Source organism: Actinoplanes philippinensis (genome assembly GCF_900113015.1).
In the GTDB taxonomy this organism is placed as follows: Bacteria; Actinomycetota; Actinomycetes; order Mycobacteriales; family Micromonosporaceae; genus Actinoplanes; species Actinoplanes philippinensis.
In genome coordinates, this window is sequence record NZ_FONV01000009.1 from 238534 (window position 1) to 257073 (window position 18540).

Consider the following 18540-nt stretch of genomic DNA (forward strand, 5'->3'; position numbering starts at 1 on the left):
TCTACGGGGGTGTCTCCAAGGGCAGGAGCCCGCAGCGGTACGCCCAGATGACCGTCTGGACACGATCACGAGCGCCGATCTTGGTCATCGCGCGGCTCAGGTGGCTCTTGACCGTGCTGACCTCGACCGTCAGCTCGGCGGCGATCTCGGCGTTGGACAGCCCGTGCGCCAGCAGCCGGACGATCTCCGCCTCCCGTGTGGTGAGCAGGTCCGGTCCGGCGCCCGCCGGGGTGGTGGCACGGCGGCGGCGGGCGAACTCGACGATCACCCGCCGGGTGACCGTGTGGTCGACCATGCCGTGCCCGGCGGCGAGCCGGCGGATCGCGTCGAGGAGGGTGTCGAGGTCGGCGTCCTTGAGCAGGAATCCGCTCGCGCCGGCTTCGAGCGCGCCGAACACGTAGTCGTCCAGCTCGTAGGTGGTCAGCACCAGCACGGCGGGCGCCGGGTCGAGGGTGGCGACGATGTCGCGGGTCGCGGTCAGGCCGTCGCCGCCGGGCATCCGCACGTCCATGCACACCACGTCGGGTCGCAGCAGGCGGGCCATCCGGACGGCCTCGGGCCCGTCGCCGGCCTCGCCGACCACGGTGATGTCCCCGGCCAGCTCCAGCAGCGACCGGAATCCGGCACGCAGCATCGGCTGGTCATCGGCGAGCAGCACAGTGATCATGCGTGCTCCTCGGTGGGCCGGACGGCGAGCGGGGCGGTGTGCGGGACGGTCAGCCGGACGTGCCAGCCGCCGTCGGCGGTGGGACCGGCGGAGAGGTGGCCGTCGATCAGGGACGCGCGTTCGCGCATGCCGATCAGGCCGAAGCCGCGGCGCTCGCGGTCGTGGTGGACGGGCGGGCCGGCCGGCGGGCCGTTGTGGATCTCCATGGTGGTCTCCGAGGGCCGGTAGGTGAGCGCGATCGTCACCGGCGCGCCGGGGGCGTGGGCGCGGGCGTTGGTCAGCGCCTCCTGCGCCACCCGGTAGAGCGCCAGCTCGACGGCCGGGTCCTGGACGCCGGGGGCGCCGTCGACGGTGAGCACGGCCTCGCCGCCGGACACCAGCTTGTCGATCATCGCAAGGCCGCTGCCGTCCGGCAGGTGCGGGTCGGTCCCGTCGTCGGAGCGCAGCGCGCCGACGATCCGGCGCAGGTTGTGCAGCGTGTTGCGGCCCTCCTCGCGGACCGCGGCGGCGTGCCGGCGGGCCGCGTCGGGGTCCCGGCCGACGAGCCGTTCGACCAGGGTGGCCTGCACGATCAGGGAGGTGAGGTGGTGGGCGGCCACGTCGTGCAGCTCGCGGGCGGTCCGGGCGCGTTCGGCGGTCAGGACCGCCTCGGTGCGGGCCCGGTGCGCCTCGGCGTCGGCGGCCGCGCCCGCCGCGACGACCTCGGCGAAGCGGCGCCGCATGGCCAGGTGCGCGCCGAGCAGCGCGGCGCCGACGTGGAGCAGCAGCGACAGGACGAGGTGCGCCGCGATCCGGGTCAGCTCCAGCGACAGGTCCGGCGCGGCGGGCAGGCTCACCGCGGCGTATCCGGCGATCTCCACGACCGCGGTGATCACCGCGAGGACTATGGCGGTACGGGTGACGAGCACCGTGCCGCACGTGTAGACGGCGACGGCGAGCCCGACCCCGCGCAGGCCGGAGCCGGGTGGCACGGCCGCGGAGATCGCGCATTGCAGCGCCAGCATCAGGGCCAGGCACCACACGGGCGTGACCCGGCGCAGGCAGATGAGCAGGGTCTGCGCCGTGATCAGCGCCAGCACGGCCGGGCCGGGCAGCCGGCCGGTGTTGGTCAGCCACATCAGCACCGCGGTGAACGGCACGGCGGCCACGCCCAGTGCGGCGTCCTGGATGAGCCTCGTGCGCATCGTGGTCCCTTCTCCGGCTCCGGGCCCGGCAGTCCCCCTCAGGCTGCCGGGCCCGCCCTGCGTGCCGGTCAGCGGTGTGCGGCCAGCCAGGTGGTGATGTCGCGCAGCACCGCCGGGTCCGGGTTGCCGGGCACGGGCTGGTACTTCGGGGTGACGTTCATCAGGTGGCTGACGCCGGGGTAGGTGATCAGTGTGTGGTCGCGGTTGCCGGCGGTGGCCAGGGCGGCGTCGGTGACGATCGCGCCGCGCACCACGGTCTGGGTGTCGGTCTGGCCGTTGAGCAGCAGAACCGGGCCGTCGTAGTGCGGCAGGTCGCGCGCGGGGGCCGGGAAGCGGCCGATGTCGGTGATGTAGCGGGCGAACCGGTCGGGCAGGCCCGGCAGGTTCGGGAACCGGTCGAAGCCGGCGGCGGCGCGGACCACCGGCTCGACCTCGGTGTCGATGGCCAGCTCGCCGTCGCCGTCGGTGTCGGTGGCCGGGTCGGTCAGGACGGCCCGGAACTGCGCCGCCGTGTCGCCGGGCAGCCCGATCAGGCCGTGTGCGGTCTCGTCGGCGGTCAGCCGGCCGTCCCCGTCGACGTCGAACTCCTCGTGCAGTTGTCCCAGCGTGCGGCCCACGGCCTGGTAGTAGATCACCTGTCGCGGGGTGCCGTCGATCACGCCCATCGCGATGACGCCGGCGGGTTTCCTGATGCCCCACGCGTGCGGGTCGCCGGCCAGGTTCCCGGCGACCTGGGTGCCTTCGCTGTGGCCGAGCAGGTAGACGGCGGCCGGGTCGGCGCGCTTGGCGGTCGCGGCGAACCGGACTGCGGCGGCGGCGTCGCGTACCGTCTGCTCATAGGGTTTGGCCGGGTCGAGGACCGCCGGATCGTCGCTGAGCCGCGGTCCCACACCGACCACGCCGCGTTTGTTGAATCGCAGCACGGCGAAGCCGGCGCGGTTGGCCGTCCGGGCGACGGTCTTCAACGTGGTCACGCCCGGCGCGAGGGTCTGGTCCATGTCGTTGTACCCGCTGCCGTGCAGGAGCACGAGGATCGGCAGGCGGCCCCGGGCGCCCTTCGGGTAGGTGATCTCGCCCTCGGCCGACCAGCCGCCGTCCATCGGGATCGTCACGGACTCGCGGACGATGCCGGCCCAGTAGCTCCCCGAGCCACCGGTGGCCTCGGCGAAGGCGGGCGGGACCAGCCCGATCGTGACGGTCGCGACGGTCAGCACGGCGGTCTTCTTCCACTTCATGAACGTTCCCCCTGGTCGGTGTCGTGGTGACACCTCAGAGCCTGCCGCCGGGGCGGGGCCGGGCACATCCGGCGCGGGCGGGAACCGCGGCTTACGACTTCCGATGGAGGCCTCAGTCGCCGGTCGGGTTCAGCAGGGGGTCGAGCAGGGCGAGCAGCTGGTCGCGTTGCGCCGGCCGCAGGCGGGTGATCTCGGGGGCGAGGGCGTCGCGGACCTCGAGGTAGAGGCGCTGGGTGAGGTCGCGGCCGGCCGGGGTGAGGAAGACGTCGACGACGCGGCCGTCGGCCGGATTCTTCTCCCGGGCCAGCAGGCCACGGCGCTCGGCGCGGTCGATCAGGCCGGACATCGTGGACTTGTCGAGGCCCAGGTAGGCGGCGAGCTCGGTGACGCGGGGCCGCCGGTCACGCAGGATGCCGAACACGCGCAGCTGGGTCAGGGACAGGTCGTTGTCGGCGCCGATGCGGGTGAGCACGCCGGTGATCTGGAAGGTGCAGCGGACCAGTGCGTCGACCAGGGCGTCCACGGTGTCGTCGGCGGGCATGCGGACATCCTAGTTGACATGGTTGGGATTACGAACCATCCTTGGTTTAGTTGGTAATACAAACCATCTCTCCCGGAGGTTCACCATGTACGCCGCAGTCCTCACCGCGTTCGACACCCCGCCGGTCTACCGCGAGCACCCCGAGCCCGTCGCGACCGGCAGCGACGAGATGGTGGTCGACGTCCTCGCCGCCGGCCTGCACCACCTGACCCGCGCCAAGGCCACCGGCGCGCACTACAGCAGCACCGGCGCGCTGCCCCTGGTGCCGGGCGCCGACGCCGTCGTGCGCGACCGGACCGGGACGTTGCGGTACGCGGCGCTCGACGACACGACGCTCGGCACGTTCGCCGAGCGCACCGTCATCGACGTACGCCGCAGTGTCGCCCTCCCGGCCGGCATCGACCCGGTCCGGATCGCCGCCGCCATGAACCCGGGGATGTCCTCCTGGGTGGCGCTGCGCCGGCGCATCACCTTCACCGCCGGGCAGCGGGTCCTGGTCATCGGCGCCACCGGGAACGCCGGGCGGATGGCGGTGCAGGTCGCCAAGCTGCTCGGGGCCGCGCACGTGATCGCCGCCGGCCGTGACGAGGCCCGTCTGGCCGCGCTGCCCGCCCTCGGCGCCGACGAGACGTGCACGTTCGACGAACTCGACAGTGCCGCCGACGTCGACGTCGTGCTCGACTACGTCTGGGGCGAGCCCGCCGCCGGCGCCATGGTCCCGATGCTCACCGCCCGCGGCGACCGGTCCCGGCCGCTGACGTGGATCCAGATCGGATCGATGGGCGGGCCGACCGCGCCGGTCCCGTCGGTGGCGCTGCGCTCGTCACGGCTGCAGATCGTCGGCAGCGGCATCGGATCCGTCAGCGCCCGCGACTTCATCGCCGAGCTGCCGCACCTGGCCGCGGCGGTGACCGAGGGCACGATCAGTGTGCAGGCCCAGGCCGTGCCGCTCGCCGACATCGAGCGGGCCTGGACCACCACAACGGACCGCCGCGTCGTCCTCGTGCCCTGATCACTCCCGCGGGGTACGTCGATCGCACATCCCCGGCCGATGTTCGGACCGGTTCCCGGACCGCACCGATCCGCGGCGGCCGCGGCTGCGTGGACTGACGGTGAAGCGGGCCGTTCCGGAGCCCGCCGTCATCTGCCTCAGGGAGAAGTCGATGCTTCGTGCATCTCGTACCAGGGTCCGGGTCCTCGCGGGCGCGAGCATGGCCGGTGTCGTGGCGACGGTCGCCGCGGTGGCGCTGAACGCCTCGGCCGCCGAGGTACCGCAGTCGCCGGGCATTCCCGTGCCGCCGGTGCCGGAATCCATCGCGCCGAAGGACGGCTCCACGGCCATCGGCGTGTTCCGGGTGACCACCGGCACTCAGACCTACACGTGTGACACCGCCACCGGCACCTTCGGCGCCAAGTCGACGCCCGAGGCTCGGCTGGCCGGGGCCGGTGGGCTGGTCCACCACTTCGCCGGGCCGAGCTGGCAGTACGAACGCGACGGCTCCTCGGTCACCGGGACGATGGCGAAGCAGTCGCCGCGGGAGGGCACCATCCCCGAGCTGCTGCTCACCGTCACCGGCCACGGCGGCACGGGCCTGCTCGACCGGGCCGACCAGATCAGCCGGCTGCAGACCTCCGGCGGGCTCCGGCCCACCAGGACCTGCTCCGCCGGGGAGACGGTCGCCGTGCCGTACAAGGCGATCTACGTGTTCTGGGACGCCCCGTAGCCGGCGGCTGCCCACCGGATGATCGACGGGGCGGCGCGAGTCACGTACCCCGACTCGCGCCGCCCCCGCCGGCCGCGCGGCCACCTCGCGTCCAGCCGTCGCGGCCGGGGATTACGTTGCTAGATTTCTGCGGTGAGGGAGCAACTGCCCACCGGCGGCCACCGGCTGTCGCCGGCCGAGATCGACGCGCTCGACGCCAGATGGTCGTCGTGCTGGCGGCCGCAGGAGGTCGCACGCCGCCTGGCCGGCACGACGACGCCCTGGTGTGTGGCCGCCGGCTGGGCGCTGGACCTGTTCCGCGGCGAGCAGACACGCGAGCACGGGGACATCGAGATCGCGATCCCCGCCGCGGGTTTCGCCGACGTCCGGGCCCGCTTCCCCGGACACGCCTTCGACGCGGTGGGCAGTGGCCGGATCTGGGAGAACGCCACACCGGACGAACTCGGCGCCACCCATCAGACCTGGCTGCGCGACCCGGCCACCGGGGACTACCGGCTCGACGTGTTCCGCGAGCCGCACCAGGGCGACACCTGGATCTGCCGGCGGGACGCGACGATCCGGCTCCCCTACCGCGACATCATCCACCACACCGGGGACGCCGTCCCCTATCTCGCGCCCGAGCTGGTCCTGCTGTTCAAAGCCAAGCACGTCCGCCCGAAGGACCAGGCCGACTTCGACGGGACCGTCCCGCACCTGACCCGGGACCAGCGCGCGACCCTGGCCGGGCTGCTCGCCCGCGTGCATCCGGGACATGCCTGGCTCGCGCACCTGTGACCCCGGCGCGGCGCCGGGCGGGTGGCGGCCTCAGGCGAAGGCGGCCGCGTGATCCTCCGCGAACTGCCGGAAGGTACGGGCCGGGCGGCCCAGGACGGTGGGCACGTCGTCGGTGGTCCAGTCGGAGTCGCCTTCGGCGAACAGGCTGACGGCCTGGGCGTTCATGTGGGCGATGTGCTCGGGGACGCCGACGTCGACCATGGCCTGTCGCTGCTGCTCGAAGGTCAGGGGCCGGAACGTGACGGGCCGGCCGAGCACCCGGGACAATTCGGCGGCCGCGTCGGCGTACGACAGGCTCGCCGGGCCGCTCGGCCAGTAGGTCCTACCGGTGTGCGGCTCGGGTGCAGTGACGATCGCGGCGGCCACGGCGGCGACGTCACGGCTGTCGATCATGCCGATGCGGCCGTCGCCGGCGGCGGAGCCGAAGCCGCCCGTCGTGCTGACGGCGGGGCCGAGCATGAGCAGGTTCTGCATGTACGCGTTGTTCCTGAGCAGGGTGTACGCGAGTCCGGAGGCGATCAGCCGGTCCTCGATGGCCGCCTGGTCGCGCCGCCGGGCGATGGGCGAGTCGGCCGACGCCTTGCTGGTGACCTTCACGACGTGGGCGACGCCGGCCCGGACGGCGCTGTCGATGACGGCGATCTCCTGTGCCGGGATCGCCGGGCTGACGAGGATCACGGCGGTGACGTCGCGCATCGCCGCGTCGATGCTGTCCCGGCCGGCCAGGTCACCGGCGACGACGTCCACGCCGGCGCGCGCCAGCGCCGTGGCCCTCTCCGGATCGCGGGCGATCACCCGAACCGGCGTTCCCTGCCGGGCGAGCGTGCGGGCGGCCTCGGCGCCGACCTTGCCGGCTGTCGTCACGAGGATCGGGCCGGCACCGTGATGTGTCATGCGGACTCCTTGGTCGCACCAATGTTGGTCCGACCAACGTACTCCCGATCTGTTGGTTGAACCAACAAAGTGATTAGGATGACCGTATGACCGACCCCGGGGCGCCCGCCCTGCTCCGCAACCTGGCCAGCTGGCAGACCGGCCGGGTCGCCACCCTCGGCACCCGGTTCACCGCAGCGCGGATGCCTCTCGAGGCGCGCTCCGACTTCGCGGTCCTCGCCGCCCTGGAGGAGTACGGCGATCTCAGCCAGGCCGAGCTGGGCCGCCGGCTGGGGCTCGACCGCAACAACGTCAACGGCATCGTCACGCGCCTCGAAGAGCACGGTCACCTCGAACGGCGCACCGACCCGGTGGACCGGCGGCGCAACATCGTCGCCGTCACCGAGGCGGGCTCACGACACCTGCACGACCTGAACGAGCGCGCTCTGGCCGTACAGGACGAACTGCTCGCCGCTCTTGACCCTGGTGAGAGAGAGCAGCTCCGGGCACTGCTGTCGAAGGTCCTCGACAGCCACCCGGCCCAGCCTGCGTCCTAGTCAGACGCCGAGCAACCGGCGGGTCAGAGCCGTCGCGGTGTCCATCGGCGCCAGACTCCGCTGCACCTTGGCCATGACGCTGGCGCCCAGCCAGAGCTGGTACAGGGACTCGGCGGTCGCCCGGGCGTCCCCGGTGAACGGCGAGGAGCCGTCCTGGACGGCGCCGGTGATCGCGCGCTCGAGACGGTCGACGACCTGCGTGGTCCCCGCTTTCAGGGCCAGCCGCATGGGCTCGGACATGTCGGCGACCTCGGCGCTGAGCTTGACCGCCAGGCACTTGCCCGCACAGTCGCCGAAGCTCTGCGACGCCCGCCACGACGCGAAATAGGCCAGGATCCGGGCGGCCCAGTCCTGCCCGGCGGCGTCGAGGATCTCGTCCATCTCGGTCAGGTACTGCTCGAAGTAGCGAACGATCACGGCCTCGCCGAAGGCGTCCTTCGAGCCGAAGTAGTGGTAGAAGGAGCCCTTCGGCACGCCGGCGCCGGACAGGACCTCGTTGATCCCGACGGCGGCGTAACCCTTGTGCGCGAAGGACCTCTCGGCGGCCAGGAGCAGCTGCGTACGCGTGTCGCGGCTCTTGATCGTCATGTCTCCCACCTTACGGGCCGGGCGCCGGTCAGCCCTCGGCGAGCAGGGCGAGGAGCGCGTCGGCGGCCTCGGCGGACGAGGCCGGGTTCTGGCCGGTGATCAGCAGACCGTCACGCACCACGTAGGAGCCCCAGTCCGGGCCCTGGGAGTAGACGCCACCGTTGGCCTTGAGCATGTCCTCGACGAGGAACGGCACGACCCCGGTCAGGCCGACGCCCTCCTCCTCGGAGTTGGTGAAGCCGGTCACCCGGCGGCCCCGCACCAGCGGCGAGCCGTCCTCGGCGGTGACGTGCCGCAGCACGCCGGGCGCGTGGCAGACGAGGGCGACCGGCTTGCCCGCGCGCAGCGTGGTCTCGATGACGGTCCGCGAGTCGCCGTCCTCGGCCAGATCCCACAGCGGGCCGTGGCCGCCCGGGTAGAACACCGCGTCGTAGCCGGCCGGGTCGACCGTGCTCAGCACGACCGTCGAGTCCAGCGCGGCCGACGCCTCGGCGTCCGCCTCGAACCGGCGGGTGTCGTCGGTCTGGGAGCCGGGCTCGTTGCTCTTGGGGTCCAGCGGCGGGCGGCCGCCTTTCGGCGAGGCCAGCGTGATGGTGGCGCCCGCCTGCTTGAGCCGGTAATACGGCGCGGCGAGCTCCTCCAGCCAGAAACCGGTCTTGCGGCCCGTGTCGCCCAGCTCGTCGTGCGAGGTGAGAACAACCAGAACGTTCATGTCGGGGCCTTTCGTCACGGCGGCCGTTGTCGGCCACGTGCCGACTCTAGACGACTGGTCTACTATCGGCAAACCGTCTGCCTCGCCCGGAAACCTGCTCTCCGGCGATCAGGACTGCCCGGAGCTCGCCGCCCTGCTGGTCTTCGGCGCGCTCGTCCCGCCGGCGTTCCTCGGCGAGACCTCCTGGACCGGCCGGGTGTTCGCGATCCTGGCCATCTTCGTGGCGCGGCCGCCGGCGTTGTGGCTGTCGTTCCTGCTGCGCTCCTCCACCGGCGTGGTCGTGGCCTTCGACGAGCAGGCCGAGGTGCCGGCCTGGTACGGCGTGCTGCGCCGGCGCGGCGGCCGGGGCCGGCCCGGCGGCGGGACAGCGTAGGGTCTGCTCATGCGCGCCGCTGACGTGTCCGTGTCGATGAGCACCGTGACCGAGCAGACCAGGGCCCGGGAGGCGGCGCGGATCCTCGCGTCCCAGGATCTGCCGGGCCTCGTCGTCGTCGACGGCAAGGGCCGCCCGGTGACGGTGCTGGCCGGCACCCAGGTGCTGCGGATGGCGCTGCCGTCCTACTGCCAGGACGATCCCGCGCTGGCCCGGGTCATCGACGAGGCCGACGCCGACGTGATCCTGGCCGGGATCGGCGACCGCACGGTCGCCGATCTGCTGCCCGCACACCGGCCGGACCTACCCGCGGTGAGCGCCGACGCGACGCTGCTGGAGGTGGCGTCGGTGATGGCCCGTTCGAACGTGCCGCTGGTCGCGGTCGTCGACAGGACACGGGTGATGACCGGGGTGATCACTCTCGACGGGCTGCTGGACCGGATGCTCGGCACCTGATCCGGCCTACTCGGCTCGTCCGGTGACCGCTCCGTCGGCGTGGGCCAGGCGCGCCATCGCCGGTGCGCCGCCCGGGGCGCTGGGCAGCGCGAGCACGAACCGGCTGCCGTGGGGCACGACCGCCTCGTACCACAGAGCGCCGTGATTGGCCTCGGTGAGCAGCCTGGACAGGTACAACCCGAAACCGGCGCCGGTCCGCGCCGCTCCGGCGCCGTCGGCCTGGGTGAAGCGGTCGAACAGGTGCGCGACGAAGTCCGGTGGCACGCCGTTGCCCTCATCACTGACGGCGAACAGCACCATGGTGCCGGTGTCGTTCAGGGTCGCCGATACGTGGACGGCGCCGGGGCTGTACTTGACGGCGTTCGTGACGAAGTTGATCAGCACCTGGTGGGTGTGTACCGGGTCCGCCCAGACGGCCGCGCCGGGAGGGCCGAAGTCGGCGTCCACGCGCTGGCGCGCCTGCCGGGACAGGTTGTCGACGAGCCGGGTCAGCATCCGGTCGACCGGCAGCACCGCGGGCCGGGTCCGGATGTCGCCGCGCTCGGCACGGCAGAGCGCCAGCAGGTGCGCGGCCATGTCGAGCAGGTCGTCGACCCGTCTGCCGAGGGTCTCGGCCGAGGTGCGCCGTTCGTCGTCGGTGATGCTGTCCCAGTCGTGGGACAGCTCCTCGGCGCAGGCCGAGATCACCGCCAGCGGCTGGTTGATCTCGTGGGAGAGGGCGGCGAGGATGTCGCTCTTCCACACATCGGCGGCCTCCAGCTCGCGATTGGCGGTGGTCAGATGCTCGGCCCGCCGGCTCAGTTCGCGATGCGCCGAGTGCAGCTCGTCGTGGGCCGCCGACAGCCGGCGGTAGAGACCGGCGGTCTCGGCGATCAGCGCCGTCAGGACCACCGCCGAGGAGACCAGGAGAGCGGTGCGCGCGGCGTAGAAGCCGACCGAGTAGCGCGGCGCGACCAGGGTGAGGACCGCGGTTGCCAGTGACGCGCTGATCGCCACCACCACCCACCGCTCCACCTCCGGACGGCGGCGCAGATCCCTGGCCACGGCCAGCAGGCTGACCGCGATGACCGGCACCGCCACCCCGTAGAGGACTCGGCCGGCAGCGGTCGCGGACCCGTTCTGGTACAGCGGCGGCAGCCCGGCCGACCCGCCGGCGACGGCGCCGGCGACGGTGGCAGCCGAGGCCACCGCTGCGACGGCCATGATCGCGACCGCCGCCGGCCGGCGGCCGCGGGCCAGATCGTGGCGGCGGGCCGGAACGGCCGCGACCAGGACGGGGAACCCGGCGACGACCACCCACCCCAGCAACGGGGCGCGGACCTCCGACCAGCTCGGGCCGGCACCGGAAGCCTGCGACCGGGTGAACGCGACGGCGTACGCCGTCATCACCAGGCTGGAGAAGAGATAGATCCCGGCGAGAGTCAACGTCGTCGGCCGCCCGTGTGCCAGGAACTGTTGCGCCAGCAGATACCCGGTGAGCAGATCGGCCGCCGGCATGAGGACCAGGAACACGAGGACCAGGTTCGGGTGAACGCCCAGGCGACCGCCCGCGAACGGCACCAGCGCCACGGCGGCGGCGATCACCACGACCGCGTACACCCACGGGCCGCGGCGCACCGGCGCCTGTTCCGGCCGTCCCACTCCGCCCTCGGGGTTCACCGGCGACCGCCCCTCAACACACGGATGACCCATGTCGAGGCTATCCACAGGAACGGCCGCCTACCGGCGATTCCCGGCCTCGGCCGGGCGGGCCGTCAGAGAGCGACGAACCGCAGATAGAGGTACGGCACGGCGAGCGCGACGGTGATCGCGGTGACGATCAGCCCGTACCTGGTGAAGCCCCAGAACGTGATCGGGTGACCGGCCCGGCCGGCGATCCCGAGGACGACCACGTTCGCCGACGCGCCCACCGCTGTGGCGTTGCCGCCGAAGTCGGCGCCGATGGCCAGCGCCCACCACAGCACCTGCGCCTTGTCGAGACCGCCGGACGCGGTGACCAGCTCCGACACGATCGGGCTCATCGTCGCGACGTAGGGGATGTTGTCGACGATCGCGGACAGCCCGGCCGACGCCCACAGCAGCAGCATCGCAGCCGGCCACAGCTTGCCCTCGACCGCTCCGGTGGCGGCGTGCGCGATCTCGTCGATCACCCCGGTGGCGACCAGGCCCCCGACCATCACGAACAGACCGGCGAAGAAGATCAGCGTCGGCCATTCGACGTCCTTGGCGACCTCCTCCGGATCCAACCGGGACAGTACGAGCAGCAGCAGGCCGCCGAGCAGCGCCACCACCGACGGCTCCAGATGCAGCAGGGTGTGCAGCACGAACGCGATCAGCACCGCGCCGAGGACACTGAGGCTCATCACCACCAGGCGTGGGTCGCGGATGGCGTCGCGCTCCTTGAGCGCCATCACCCGGGCCACCCGTTCCGGGTCGTAGCGGAACGCCCGGCGGAACATGATCCGGCACAGCAGGACGAACACGATGAGCACCACGACGACGAACGGGGCGAGCACGGAGAGGAAGTCGTTGAAGCTCAGCCCGGACCGGCCGGCGATGATGATGTTGGGCGGGTCGCCGACCAGGGTGGCGGTGCCGCCGATGTTGGAGGCGAAGACCTCGGCGATCAGGAACGGCACCGGGGGTACGCCGAGCCGGTCGCAGACCAGCAGGGTGACCGGGGCGATCAGCAGCACGGTGGTCACGTTGTCGAGCGCCGCGGACACGACGCCGGTGACGGCCACCAGGATGACCATGATCGGGAAGGGCCGGCCGCGGGCCTTCTTCGCCGACCAGATCGCCACGTACTCGAACAGGCCGGTGCGTTTGAGCACGCCGACGATCAGCATCATGCCCAGCAGCAGGAAGATGACGTTCCAGTCGATGCCGGCCTCTTCGGAGAAGAAGGCGTGCTCGGCATCGGTGGCGCCCAGCGCGAGCATGATCGCCGCGCCGCCGACCGCGACCGTCACCCGATTGATCTTCTCGGTGGCGATCAGCACGTAGGCGATGGTGAACACCGCGACCGCGGTCCAGGCGATGACGCTCAACAGTGTCTCCCCCGGTTTCTGGTCAGGCTTCATCGATCGCCGACCAGACTTCCCGGCACACCGTCGATCAACCTACCAGTCGGCGCCAGGTCCGCCCGGCGGCCTCAGCGCTGGTAGACGTCCGGAACGCCGTCGCGGTCGTCGTCGACCTCCTCGGCCTGGCGAAGGCGGCGGTAGACGCGGTTGCGGGCTCGCAGCACCACGGTGGCGAGCAGGGCCGCGACCAGGGAGCCGGCCAGGACGGCGATCTTCACATGGTCGTCGCGGTCGTTGCCGGACCCGAACGCCAGCTCGCCAATCAGCAGCGACACGGTGAACCCGATCCCGGACAGCACGGCCAGCCCGGCCACGTCGATCCACGCCAGGCCGGCGTCCATCCGGGCCCGGGTGAACCGAGCGGTCAGCCACGTCGCAGCCAGAATGCCGACCGGTTTGCCGGCGACCAGGCCGAGGATCACACCGATCGCCACCGGGTCGGTCAGCGCGGACCGCAGGCCGTCGAGGCCGCCGATCGTCACGCCGGCCGAGAACAGCGCGAACACCGGCACGGCGAAGCCCGCCGACAAGGGCCGGAAGCGGTGCTCGAAATGCTCGGCCAGGCCGTGGGCGGTGTGGCCGGGCGACGCCGGGTGGGCGGGGGTGAGCACGGGGACGGCGAACCCGAGCAGGATCCCGGCGACCGTGGCGTGCACCCCGGACGCGTGCACCAGCGCCCAGGCGGTGAACGCGAGCGGCAGCAGCAGCCACCACGACCGGACCCGGCGCTGGACGAGAACCGTGAAGGCGCCCAGCGGCAGCAGCGCCGCGAGCAGCGGCAGCACGGACAGGTCCGCGGTGTAGAACACCGCGATGATCATGATGGCGAGCAGGTCGTCGACCACCGCCAGCGTCAGCAGGAAGGTCCGCAACCCCGACGGCAGGCTCCGCCCGACGACCGCGAGGACGGCCAGCGCGAAGGCGATGTCGGTAGCGGTCGGGATCGCCCACCCCTTCACCGCGCCACCCCAGTTGACCGCCAGGTAGAACACCGCCGGAACGATCACCCCGCCGGCCGCCGCGGCGACCGGCACCGCGGCCCGCCGCGGATCGCGCAGGTCGCCGGCGACGAACTCGCGTTTGAGCTCCAGACCGGCGACGAAGAAGAAGATCGCGAGGAGCCCGTCGGCCGCCCAGGTCGCCAGGGTCAGGTCGAGGTGCAGCGCGGCCGGGCCGATCCGGAACTCGGTCAGCGCGTGATATTGCCCCGACCAGGGCGAGTTGGCCCAGATCAGGGCGACGACCGCACCGGCCAGCAGCAGGATCCCGCCGATCGTCTCCTTGCGCAGCACGTCGGCGATACGGCGGGCCTCGGCCCAGGAGCCACGGCTGAGGACGGAGAAGGGAGGACGAGAGATGTCAGGCACGGCGGCTCCAGGCACGGACGGTCAGGGACTCCGCCGACCAGACTTCCCGGCACACCTGACGGCAACCCTACCCGGTGATCATGCGACGGCGAAGCGAACGGCACGGGCGGGGCTTCCCGGGCGGCGGCAGCGGGAGTACGGTGAGCCTCAGGTGTGCCGGGAAGCCTGGTCGGCGTCAGTGACGGTCGTCGACGCGAAAGGCAGTCCCGTGACCGATGTTCCCGCGCTGCGCGCTTCCGGCCTGACGAAACGCTACGGCCGGCTCACCGCTGTCGATGCGCTCACTCTGGACGTACCACCCGGTGAGGTTTTCGGTTTTCTCGGGCCGAACGGCGCCGGCAAGTCCACCACGATCCGGTTGCTGCTCGGGCTGGCCAGACCCACGGCCGGGCGGGCCGAGGTGTTCGGTGTGGACGCCGCCGACGTCACCCGCGCTCACCGGCGCGTGGCCTACGTGCCGGCCGATGTGGCGCTGTGGCCGCACCTGACCGGCGCCGAGATCCTGCACCTGCAGGAACGCACCGGCCCCGGCACAGATCGCGCCTACCGTGACGAGCTGGTCGAGCGTTTCGCGCTGGACCCGTCGAAACCGGCCCGCACCTATTCGACGGGCAACCGGCAGAAGGTGGCGCTGGTCGCCGCGTTCGCGACCCGAGCGCCGCTGCTGGTGCTGGACGAGCCGACCAGCGGCCTGGATCCGCTGATGGAGCGCGAGTTCCGGGCAGCCGTGCGCGCCGCCCGCGACCGGGGCCGGACCGTCTTCCTCAGTTCCCACCAACTCGCCGAGGTCGAGGCGGTCTGCGACCGGGTGGGGATCCTGCGGGCGGGACGCCTGGCCGAGGTCGCCGCGATCAGCCGGCTGCGGTCCCTGCACCGTGCGGAGGTGACGGTCACCCACACCGGTCCCGCGCCGGATCTCAGCACGGTCCCCGGTGTCGACGGCGTCTCCTCGGCCGGCGACGGGCAGCTGCGGTTCACGCTGACCGGGCCGCCCGCGCCGGCGCTGCGTGCCCTGGCCGCCGCGGACGTGACCGCCCTCGCCGTGCGGGAACCGAGCCTGGAGGAGATCTTCCTCGACTACTACGGCTCGGAGAACGGGCGATGACCGCCGCTGTCGTCTCCCCCGCCGCGCGCCCGGCGTCCCTGCCGGCTCCGGGCCGTGCGGTGTCGCGGCTGGCGATCCGCCAGATCCGCCGGGGCGGGCTCATCGTCGTCGCCCTGACCAGCGGGATGACCGCCATGGTCGCGGCCACCTTCGACACCGTGATGGCCGATCCGGCCGCCGCCGGCAGCCTGGCCGCACTCGCCGGCAACCCGGCCGTCCGTACCCTGTTCGGCACGCCCGCCGGCCTGGACACCTCGGGCGGCTTCACCGTGTGGCGGGTCGGCACCTTCACCGCCGTGCTCCTCGCGGCCTGGACGATCATGGCCACCACCCGCATCACCCGCGGCGAGGAGGACACCGGCCGGTGGGACGTTCTGCTGGCCGGCCGGATCACCCTGCGCGGCGCGGTCGTCCGCCACCTGACCGCCGTGATGCTGGTCCCCGTGGCCGCCGCCGCCGCGATGACCACGGTCCTCACGATGTCCGGCACCCCGGCCGGCGGGGCTCTGGTCCATGGGATCGGGACCGGGCTGATCGGGCTGTTCTTCGCCGCTGCCGCGGCCCTCGCCGCGCAGATCTTCCCGGCCCGCACACCGGCGACGGGTACGGCGTTCACGGTCCTCGGGGTCACCCTGCTGGCCCGGATGGTCGGCGACGGGATCACCGCCCTGCAGTGGCTGCGCTGGCTGTCACCGTTCGGCCTGACCGAACTCAGCGGCCCCTACCTGCACGACCGTGTCGTACCCCTGGTGGTGCTGCTCGCCGCGACCGCGGCGACCGCGCTGACGGTGCCCGTCGCCGCCGCACGGCGTGAGGTCCGCGGCGGTCTCACCGCGGCGCACACCGGCCGCCCGGCCCGGCTCGGCCTGCTCGGCGGTGTGGAGCAGTTCGCGGTACGCCGGGTGCTGCGGCCGCTGGCCGGCTGGGCTCTCGGCATCGGCGCCTACTTCCTGCTCGTCGGTCTCACCGCGGTCTCGGTGACCGAGTTCCTGGCCGCCAACCCGGCGATGGCCGGTCAGGCGGCCGAGGCCGGATTCGCCGGCCTCGGCAGTGTCACCGGATTCACCGCGACGCTGTTCGCGCTGCTCGCGATGCCGGTCGGTGGCTTCGTCACCGTCCGGCTGGGCGCTTTCGTGGCGGCCGAGACAGACCGGCGGCTGGTGCTGCTGACCGCCCAGCCGATCAGCCGGGCGAGGCTGCTGGGCGCGGAGATCGCCGCGACCACGGCCGCCGCCGTGACGCTGGTGACCGTGGCGGGCCTGGCGACCTGGACCGGTGTGACGGCGATCGGTGGCGAGCTGCCGTTGACCGCGGCTCTGCAGGGGGTCTGGAACACTCTGCCGGTCGCGGCGCTCGGCCTCGGCGTCTGTGTCCTGGCCACCGGCTGGGCGCCCCGCCTGGCCGGGACGGTCGGGGCGCTGCCGGCCGTCGGGGGCTTCCTGCTGCTGGTGATCGCCGAGAGCGTGGGCGCCCCGTCGTGGGTGCGCGAGATCTCCCCGTACGCCCATCTCGCGCCTGTGCCGCTGACCGGCGCCGACTGGACCGCCACGGCTGTCATGCTCGCCGTCGCCGCGGTCCTGACCGGTGCGGGCATCGCCGGCTTCCGGCTGCGTGACCTCCGGTCCTGACACAATTCCACTCGTGACGTCACCGAGCCCTGCCGTTGTCGTGTTCGGCGTGGCCGCGGCCGTCTCCGCGGCCGGCGCGGGCGTGGAGTCGCCGCAGGTCCGGTACGGCGCCGAGATCGTGGCGATGCTGGCGGTGTCGGCGGGCGCGGCGCTGACCGGCCGGCACCGCGCCCTGCGCCTGTTCGGGCTTCTGCTGGCCGGTGCTGGCCGTGACCCGCACCTCCGGCGGCCGGCCGCGCACCGCGGCACTCGTCGGCGGGGGCCTGCTCGCCCTGGTGCCGGCCCTGTCCGCCGTTCAAGAGATCACCACCCCCATGGTCCAGTTGCGGCATCTGACGCCCGACCCGGCACCCGGCTTTCTGACGCTACGGGGGTGCGCCTACTCGTACTGGACGCCGACCACGTCCCTGACCACGGTCGCATTGACCGCCGGCGGGGTCCTGCTGGTCCTGGCGGCCCCGGCGCTGCTGGTCTGGGCGTCACCGCGGCCGTCCCGCTGATCGGGTCTCGCGGGCGATCTCTCGTACGATGGCGCGGTGACCCGCCATGTGCTCGACGACGTGGCCGCGCTGAGCGGCAGAGCGCGGGCGTTTCTCGACGAGCACTGCCGGCGTACGCCGATCTCTCTCGCCGACCCGGGCCGGTGGTACGAGTGCACCGATGTGAACGGTGCACCGGTCCCGGGCCCCGCGGGCGGCCTGGAGCGGCTGACGTCCTTCGTCGCCCGGTACGGCGGGATGACGTTCTGCCCCGAACGACCAGGCTGCCACGGCGCCCACGACCATCCCTACGTGTTCGACAACAGCGTCTCGTCAGGATGGGACGAACTCGACGACGGTGACCACGTCGCCGTCGTCGGATCCGTGGAAGGTTTCGCCCTCACCCTGAGCTGGTCGACCGGTCGCATCGGTGCGGTGGAGCCGGATTTCTGGATCGCCGCCGGCGCCGTCAACCTGATCGAGTCCAGCGCCTTGGGGCAGAGCATCTACACCGGCGAGTCATGGTCGGAGGCCATCGAACGCGACGGGAAGGGCGCCGGCTGGGGATTGACCACCGTTGGATCGGATGCCTTCCGCGGCACGGTCGGCGAGGTCGCCGCGGCGTCGAGCGAGTGGAATCGGTGGTACCTCGACGAACACGTCGCCGTGCACGGCTGGCGCGTCACCTATGAACCGGAACGCGGCGAAGCCGTCATGGCGTGGTATCGCACCCCGGAGGGCCGCCGGCGAATCGAGACCGTGGCCGGGCCACTGCAGCCCGCTCCCTGACGGAACCGACACAATACGGTCACCGCCATGGCTCGGTGATCCTCACTCGTACGGCAGGCCCTCCTCGGAGACGACGTGCCACCCGTCGGCGCGCCTGCTCAGTACGAAGGCGGTGGGTTCCACCGCGTCGTAGTACCCGGCGTCCGGGGCGTGCCCGAAGATGAACCGGCGCGCTTCCACGCGCGCCGTGTCAGGTGTCCGGTCGACGACGGTGACCGTCTCCAGCCGCGACGTCGCACCGAACTCATCAACGGTGTCCTGGCCGTTGATCTCGGCGTATTCCGCACAGAACTCGTCGGGGTCTCGATAGGGCATGCGCGCCTCCTTCAGCCGGGCGACGACCGTTGCACCGCACAGGATCGCATCCGCACACACCGGACAGCACGAGCCGGCTGAGATCCC

Annotated in this window: 21 protein-coding genes; 10 read left to right on the forward strand and 11 right to left on the reverse strand. The window is 72.4% G+C overall.

Annotated elements, in window-relative coordinates; genetic code table 11:
• Position 1: 1 nt before the first annotated feature.
• The 4 genes from BM290_RS24550 to BM290_RS24565 all read right to left on the reverse strand — a co-directional run bounded on the left by BM290_RS24550 (position 2) and on the right by BM290_RS24565 (position 3627).
• Positions 2 to 667 (reverse strand): response regulator, encoded by a 666-nt coding sequence (locus BM290_RS24550; protein ID WP_093617943.1) that lies wholly within the window; start codon positions 665 to 667, stop codon positions 2 to 4.
• On the reverse strand, positions 664 to 1851 hold the full coding sequence (locus tag BM290_RS24555) for a sensor histidine kinase (RefSeq protein WP_093617945.1): 1188 nt from the start codon (positions 1849 to 1851) through the stop codon (positions 664 to 666). Before BM290_RS24555 ends, BM290_RS24550 begins: the two co-directional genes overlap by 4 nt.
• Positions 1852 to 1919: 68 nt before the next feature.
• Positions 1920 to 3086, reverse strand: a complete 1167-nt coding sequence (locus tag BM290_RS24560; RefSeq protein ID WP_093617947.1) for an alpha/beta hydrolase family protein — start codon at positions 3084 to 3086, stop codon at positions 1920 to 1922.
• Between the two features lie 112 nt (positions 3087 to 3198).
• Complete coding sequence (locus BM290_RS24565; protein WP_093617949.1) at positions 3199 to 3627, reverse strand: MarR family winged helix-turn-helix transcriptional regulator; 429 nt, start codon at positions 3625 to 3627, stop codon at positions 3199 to 3201.
• A gap of 85 nt (positions 3628 to 3712) precedes the next feature.
• Between BM290_RS24565 and BM290_RS24570 the strand changes: the two genes are divergently transcribed.
• The 3 genes from BM290_RS24570 (at position 3713) to BM290_RS24580 (ending at position 6125) form a co-directional block, all read left to right on the forward strand.
• Entirely contained in the window at positions 3713 to 4639 is a 927-nt protein-coding gene (locus BM290_RS24570) for a quinone oxidoreductase family protein (protein WP_093617951.1), read from the forward strand.
• 151 nt (positions 4640 to 4790) lie between these two features.
• Complete coding sequence (locus BM290_RS24575; RefSeq protein WP_093618482.1) at positions 4791 to 5351, forward strand: DUF3455 domain-containing protein; 561 nt, start codon at positions 4791 to 4793, stop codon at positions 5349 to 5351.
• Positions 5352 to 5483: 132 nt separating this feature from the next.
• Positions 5484 to 6125: a nucleotidyltransferase domain-containing protein gene (locus BM290_RS24580; RefSeq protein WP_093617953.1), complete on the forward strand. Its 642-nt coding sequence runs from the start codon at positions 5484 to 5486 to the stop codon at positions 6123 to 6125.
• Positions 6126 to 6155: 30 nt separating this feature from the next.
• Here the strand turns inward: BM290_RS24580 and BM290_RS24585 are convergent, their stop codons facing one another.
• Complete coding sequence (locus BM290_RS24585; RefSeq protein WP_093617955.1) at positions 6156 to 7019, reverse strand: NmrA family NAD(P)-binding protein; 864 nt, start codon at positions 7017 to 7019, stop codon at positions 6156 to 6158.
• A gap of 86 nt (positions 7020 to 7105) precedes the next feature.
• Between BM290_RS24585 and BM290_RS24590 the strand changes: the two genes are divergently transcribed.
• On the forward strand, positions 7106 to 7555 hold the full coding sequence (locus BM290_RS24590; protein WP_093617957.1) for a MarR family winged helix-turn-helix transcriptional regulator: 450 nt from the start codon (positions 7106 to 7108) through the stop codon (positions 7553 to 7555).
• Here BM290_RS24590 and BM290_RS24595 read toward each other — a convergent pair whose 3' ends face one another.
• Both BM290_RS24595 and BM290_RS24600 read right to left on the reverse strand, forming a co-directional pair.
• Entirely contained in the window at positions 7556 to 8143 is a 588-nt protein-coding gene (locus tag BM290_RS24595; protein WP_093617959.1) for a TetR/AcrR family transcriptional regulator, read from the reverse strand.
• Positions 8144 to 8171: 28 nt separating this feature from the next.
• Positions 8172 to 8855, reverse strand: a complete 684-nt coding sequence (locus BM290_RS24600; protein ID WP_093617961.1) for a type 1 glutamine amidotransferase domain-containing protein — start codon at positions 8853 to 8855, stop codon at positions 8172 to 8174.
• A 37-nt stretch (positions 8856 to 8892) separates the two neighbouring features.
• Between BM290_RS24600 and BM290_RS24605 the strand changes: the two genes are divergently transcribed.
• A complete protein-coding gene (locus BM290_RS24605) occupies positions 8893 to 9228 on the forward strand; it encodes a hypothetical protein (protein WP_373871070.1) in 336 nt (111 codons plus the stop codon).
• Between the two features lie 9 nt (positions 9229 to 9237).
• Positions 9238 to 9684, forward strand: a complete 447-nt coding sequence (locus BM290_RS24610; protein ID WP_093617963.1) for a CBS domain-containing protein — start codon at positions 9238 to 9240, stop codon at positions 9682 to 9684.
• A 6-nt stretch (positions 9685 to 9690) separates the two neighbouring features.
• On the opposite strand, the gene BM290_RS24615 is transcribed toward BM290_RS24610, so the two are convergent.
• The 3 genes from BM290_RS24615 to nhaA all read right to left on the reverse strand — a co-directional run bounded on the left by BM290_RS24615 (position 9691) and on the right by nhaA (position 14137).
• A complete protein-coding gene (locus BM290_RS24615) occupies positions 9691 to 11343 on the reverse strand; it encodes a sensor histidine kinase (protein ID WP_177319882.1) in 1653 nt (550 codons plus the stop codon).
• 95 nt (positions 11344 to 11438) lie between these two features.
• Complete coding sequence (locus tag BM290_RS24620) at positions 11439 to 12734, reverse strand: ArsB/NhaD family transporter (protein ID WP_093617967.1); 1296 nt, start codon at positions 12732 to 12734, stop codon at positions 11439 to 11441.
• Positions 12735 to 12838: 104 nt separating this feature from the next.
• On the reverse strand, positions 12839 to 14137 hold the full coding sequence (gene nhaA, locus BM290_RS24625; protein WP_093617969.1) for a Na+/H+ antiporter NhaA: 1299 nt from the start codon (positions 14135 to 14137) through the stop codon (positions 12839 to 12841).
• A 208-nt stretch (positions 14138 to 14345) separates the two neighbouring features.
• Here nhaA and BM290_RS24630 point away from each other — a divergent pair, with 208 nt between their 5' ends.
• The 4 genes from BM290_RS24630 (at position 14346) to BM290_RS24650 (ending at position 18138) form a co-directional block, all read left to right on the forward strand.
• Positions 14346 to 15242 (forward strand): ABC transporter ATP-binding protein, encoded by an 897-nt coding sequence (locus BM290_RS24630; RefSeq protein ID WP_239143653.1) that lies wholly within the window; start codon positions 14346 to 14348, stop codon positions 15240 to 15242.
• Positions 15239 to 16870 (forward strand): hypothetical protein, encoded by a 1632-nt coding sequence (locus BM290_RS24635; protein WP_093617973.1) that lies wholly within the window; start codon positions 15239 to 15241, stop codon positions 16868 to 16870. The genes BM290_RS24630 and BM290_RS24635 overlap by 4 nt, the downstream gene beginning before the upstream one ends.
• A 209-nt stretch (positions 16871 to 17079) precedes the next feature.
• The gene (locus BM290_RS24645; RefSeq protein WP_143133924.1) at positions 17080 to 17370 is read left to right on the forward strand and encodes a hypothetical protein; all 291 of its coding nucleotides are present in this window, start codon (positions 17080 to 17082) and stop codon (positions 17368 to 17370) included.
• A gap of 36 nt (positions 17371 to 17406) precedes the next feature.
• The gene (locus BM290_RS24650; RefSeq protein WP_143133925.1) at positions 17407 to 18138 is read left to right on the forward strand and encodes a hypothetical protein; all 732 of its coding nucleotides are present in this window, start codon (positions 17407 to 17409) and stop codon (positions 18136 to 18138) included.
• A 42-nt stretch (positions 18139 to 18180) separates the two neighbouring features.
• Here the strand turns inward: BM290_RS24650 and BM290_RS24655 are convergent, their stop codons facing one another.
• Positions 18181 to 18453 carry a hypothetical protein gene (locus BM290_RS24655; protein ID WP_093617981.1) on the reverse strand — a complete coding sequence of 91 codons (273 nt, stop codon included), beginning with the start codon at positions 18451 to 18453 and terminating at the stop codon, positions 18181 to 18183.
• Positions 18454 to 18540: the final 87 nt, after the last annotated feature.

Coding starts and splice junctions, on each gene's coding strand:
- BM290_RS24610 (WP_093617963.1), top strand. CDS start 9,238: ATGCGCGCCGCTGACGTGTCCGTGTCGATGAGCACCGTGACCGAGCAG.
- BM290_RS24560 (WP_093617947.1), bottom strand. CDS start 3,086: ATGAAGTGGAAGAAGACCGCCGTGCTGACCGTCGCGACCGTCACGATC.
- BM290_RS24655 (WP_093617981.1), bottom strand. CDS start 18,453: ATGCCCTATCGAGACCCCGACGAGTTCTGTGCGGAATACGCCGAGATC.
- BM290_RS24600 (WP_093617961.1), bottom strand. CDS start 8,855: ATGAACGTTCTGGTTGTTCTCACCTCGCACGACGAGCTGGGCGACACG.
- BM290_RS24575 (WP_093618482.1), top strand. CDS start 4,791: ATGCTTCGTGCATCTCGTACCAGGGTCCGGGTCCTCGCGGGCGCGAGC.
- BM290_RS24570 (WP_093617951.1), top strand. CDS start 3,713: ATGTACGCCGCAGTCCTCACCGCGTTCGACACCCCGCCGGTCTACCGC.
- BM290_RS24595 (WP_093617959.1), bottom strand. CDS start 8,143: ATGACGATCAAGAGCCGCGACACGCGTACGCAGCTGCTCCTGGCCGCC.
- BM290_RS24550 (WP_093617943.1), bottom strand. CDS start 667: ATGATCACTGTGCTGCTCGCCGATGACCAGCCGATGCTGCGTGCCGGA.
- BM290_RS24635 (WP_093617973.1), top strand. CDS start 15,239: ATGACCGCCGCTGTCGTCTCCCCCGCCGCGCGCCCGGCGTCCCTGCCG.
- BM290_RS24565 (WP_093617949.1), bottom strand. CDS start 3,627: ATGCCCGCCGACGACACCGTGGACGCCCTGGTCGACGCACTGGTCCGC.
- BM290_RS24585 (WP_093617955.1), bottom strand. CDS start 7,019: ATGACACATCACGGTGCCGGCCCGATCCTCGTGACGACAGCCGGCAAG.
- BM290_RS24590 (WP_093617957.1), top strand. CDS start 7,106: ATGACCGACCCCGGGGCGCCCGCCCTGCTCCGCAACCTGGCCAGCTGG.
- BM290_RS24555 (WP_093617945.1), bottom strand. CDS start 1,851: ATGCGCACGAGGCTCATCCAGGACGCCGCACTGGGCGTGGCCGCCGTG.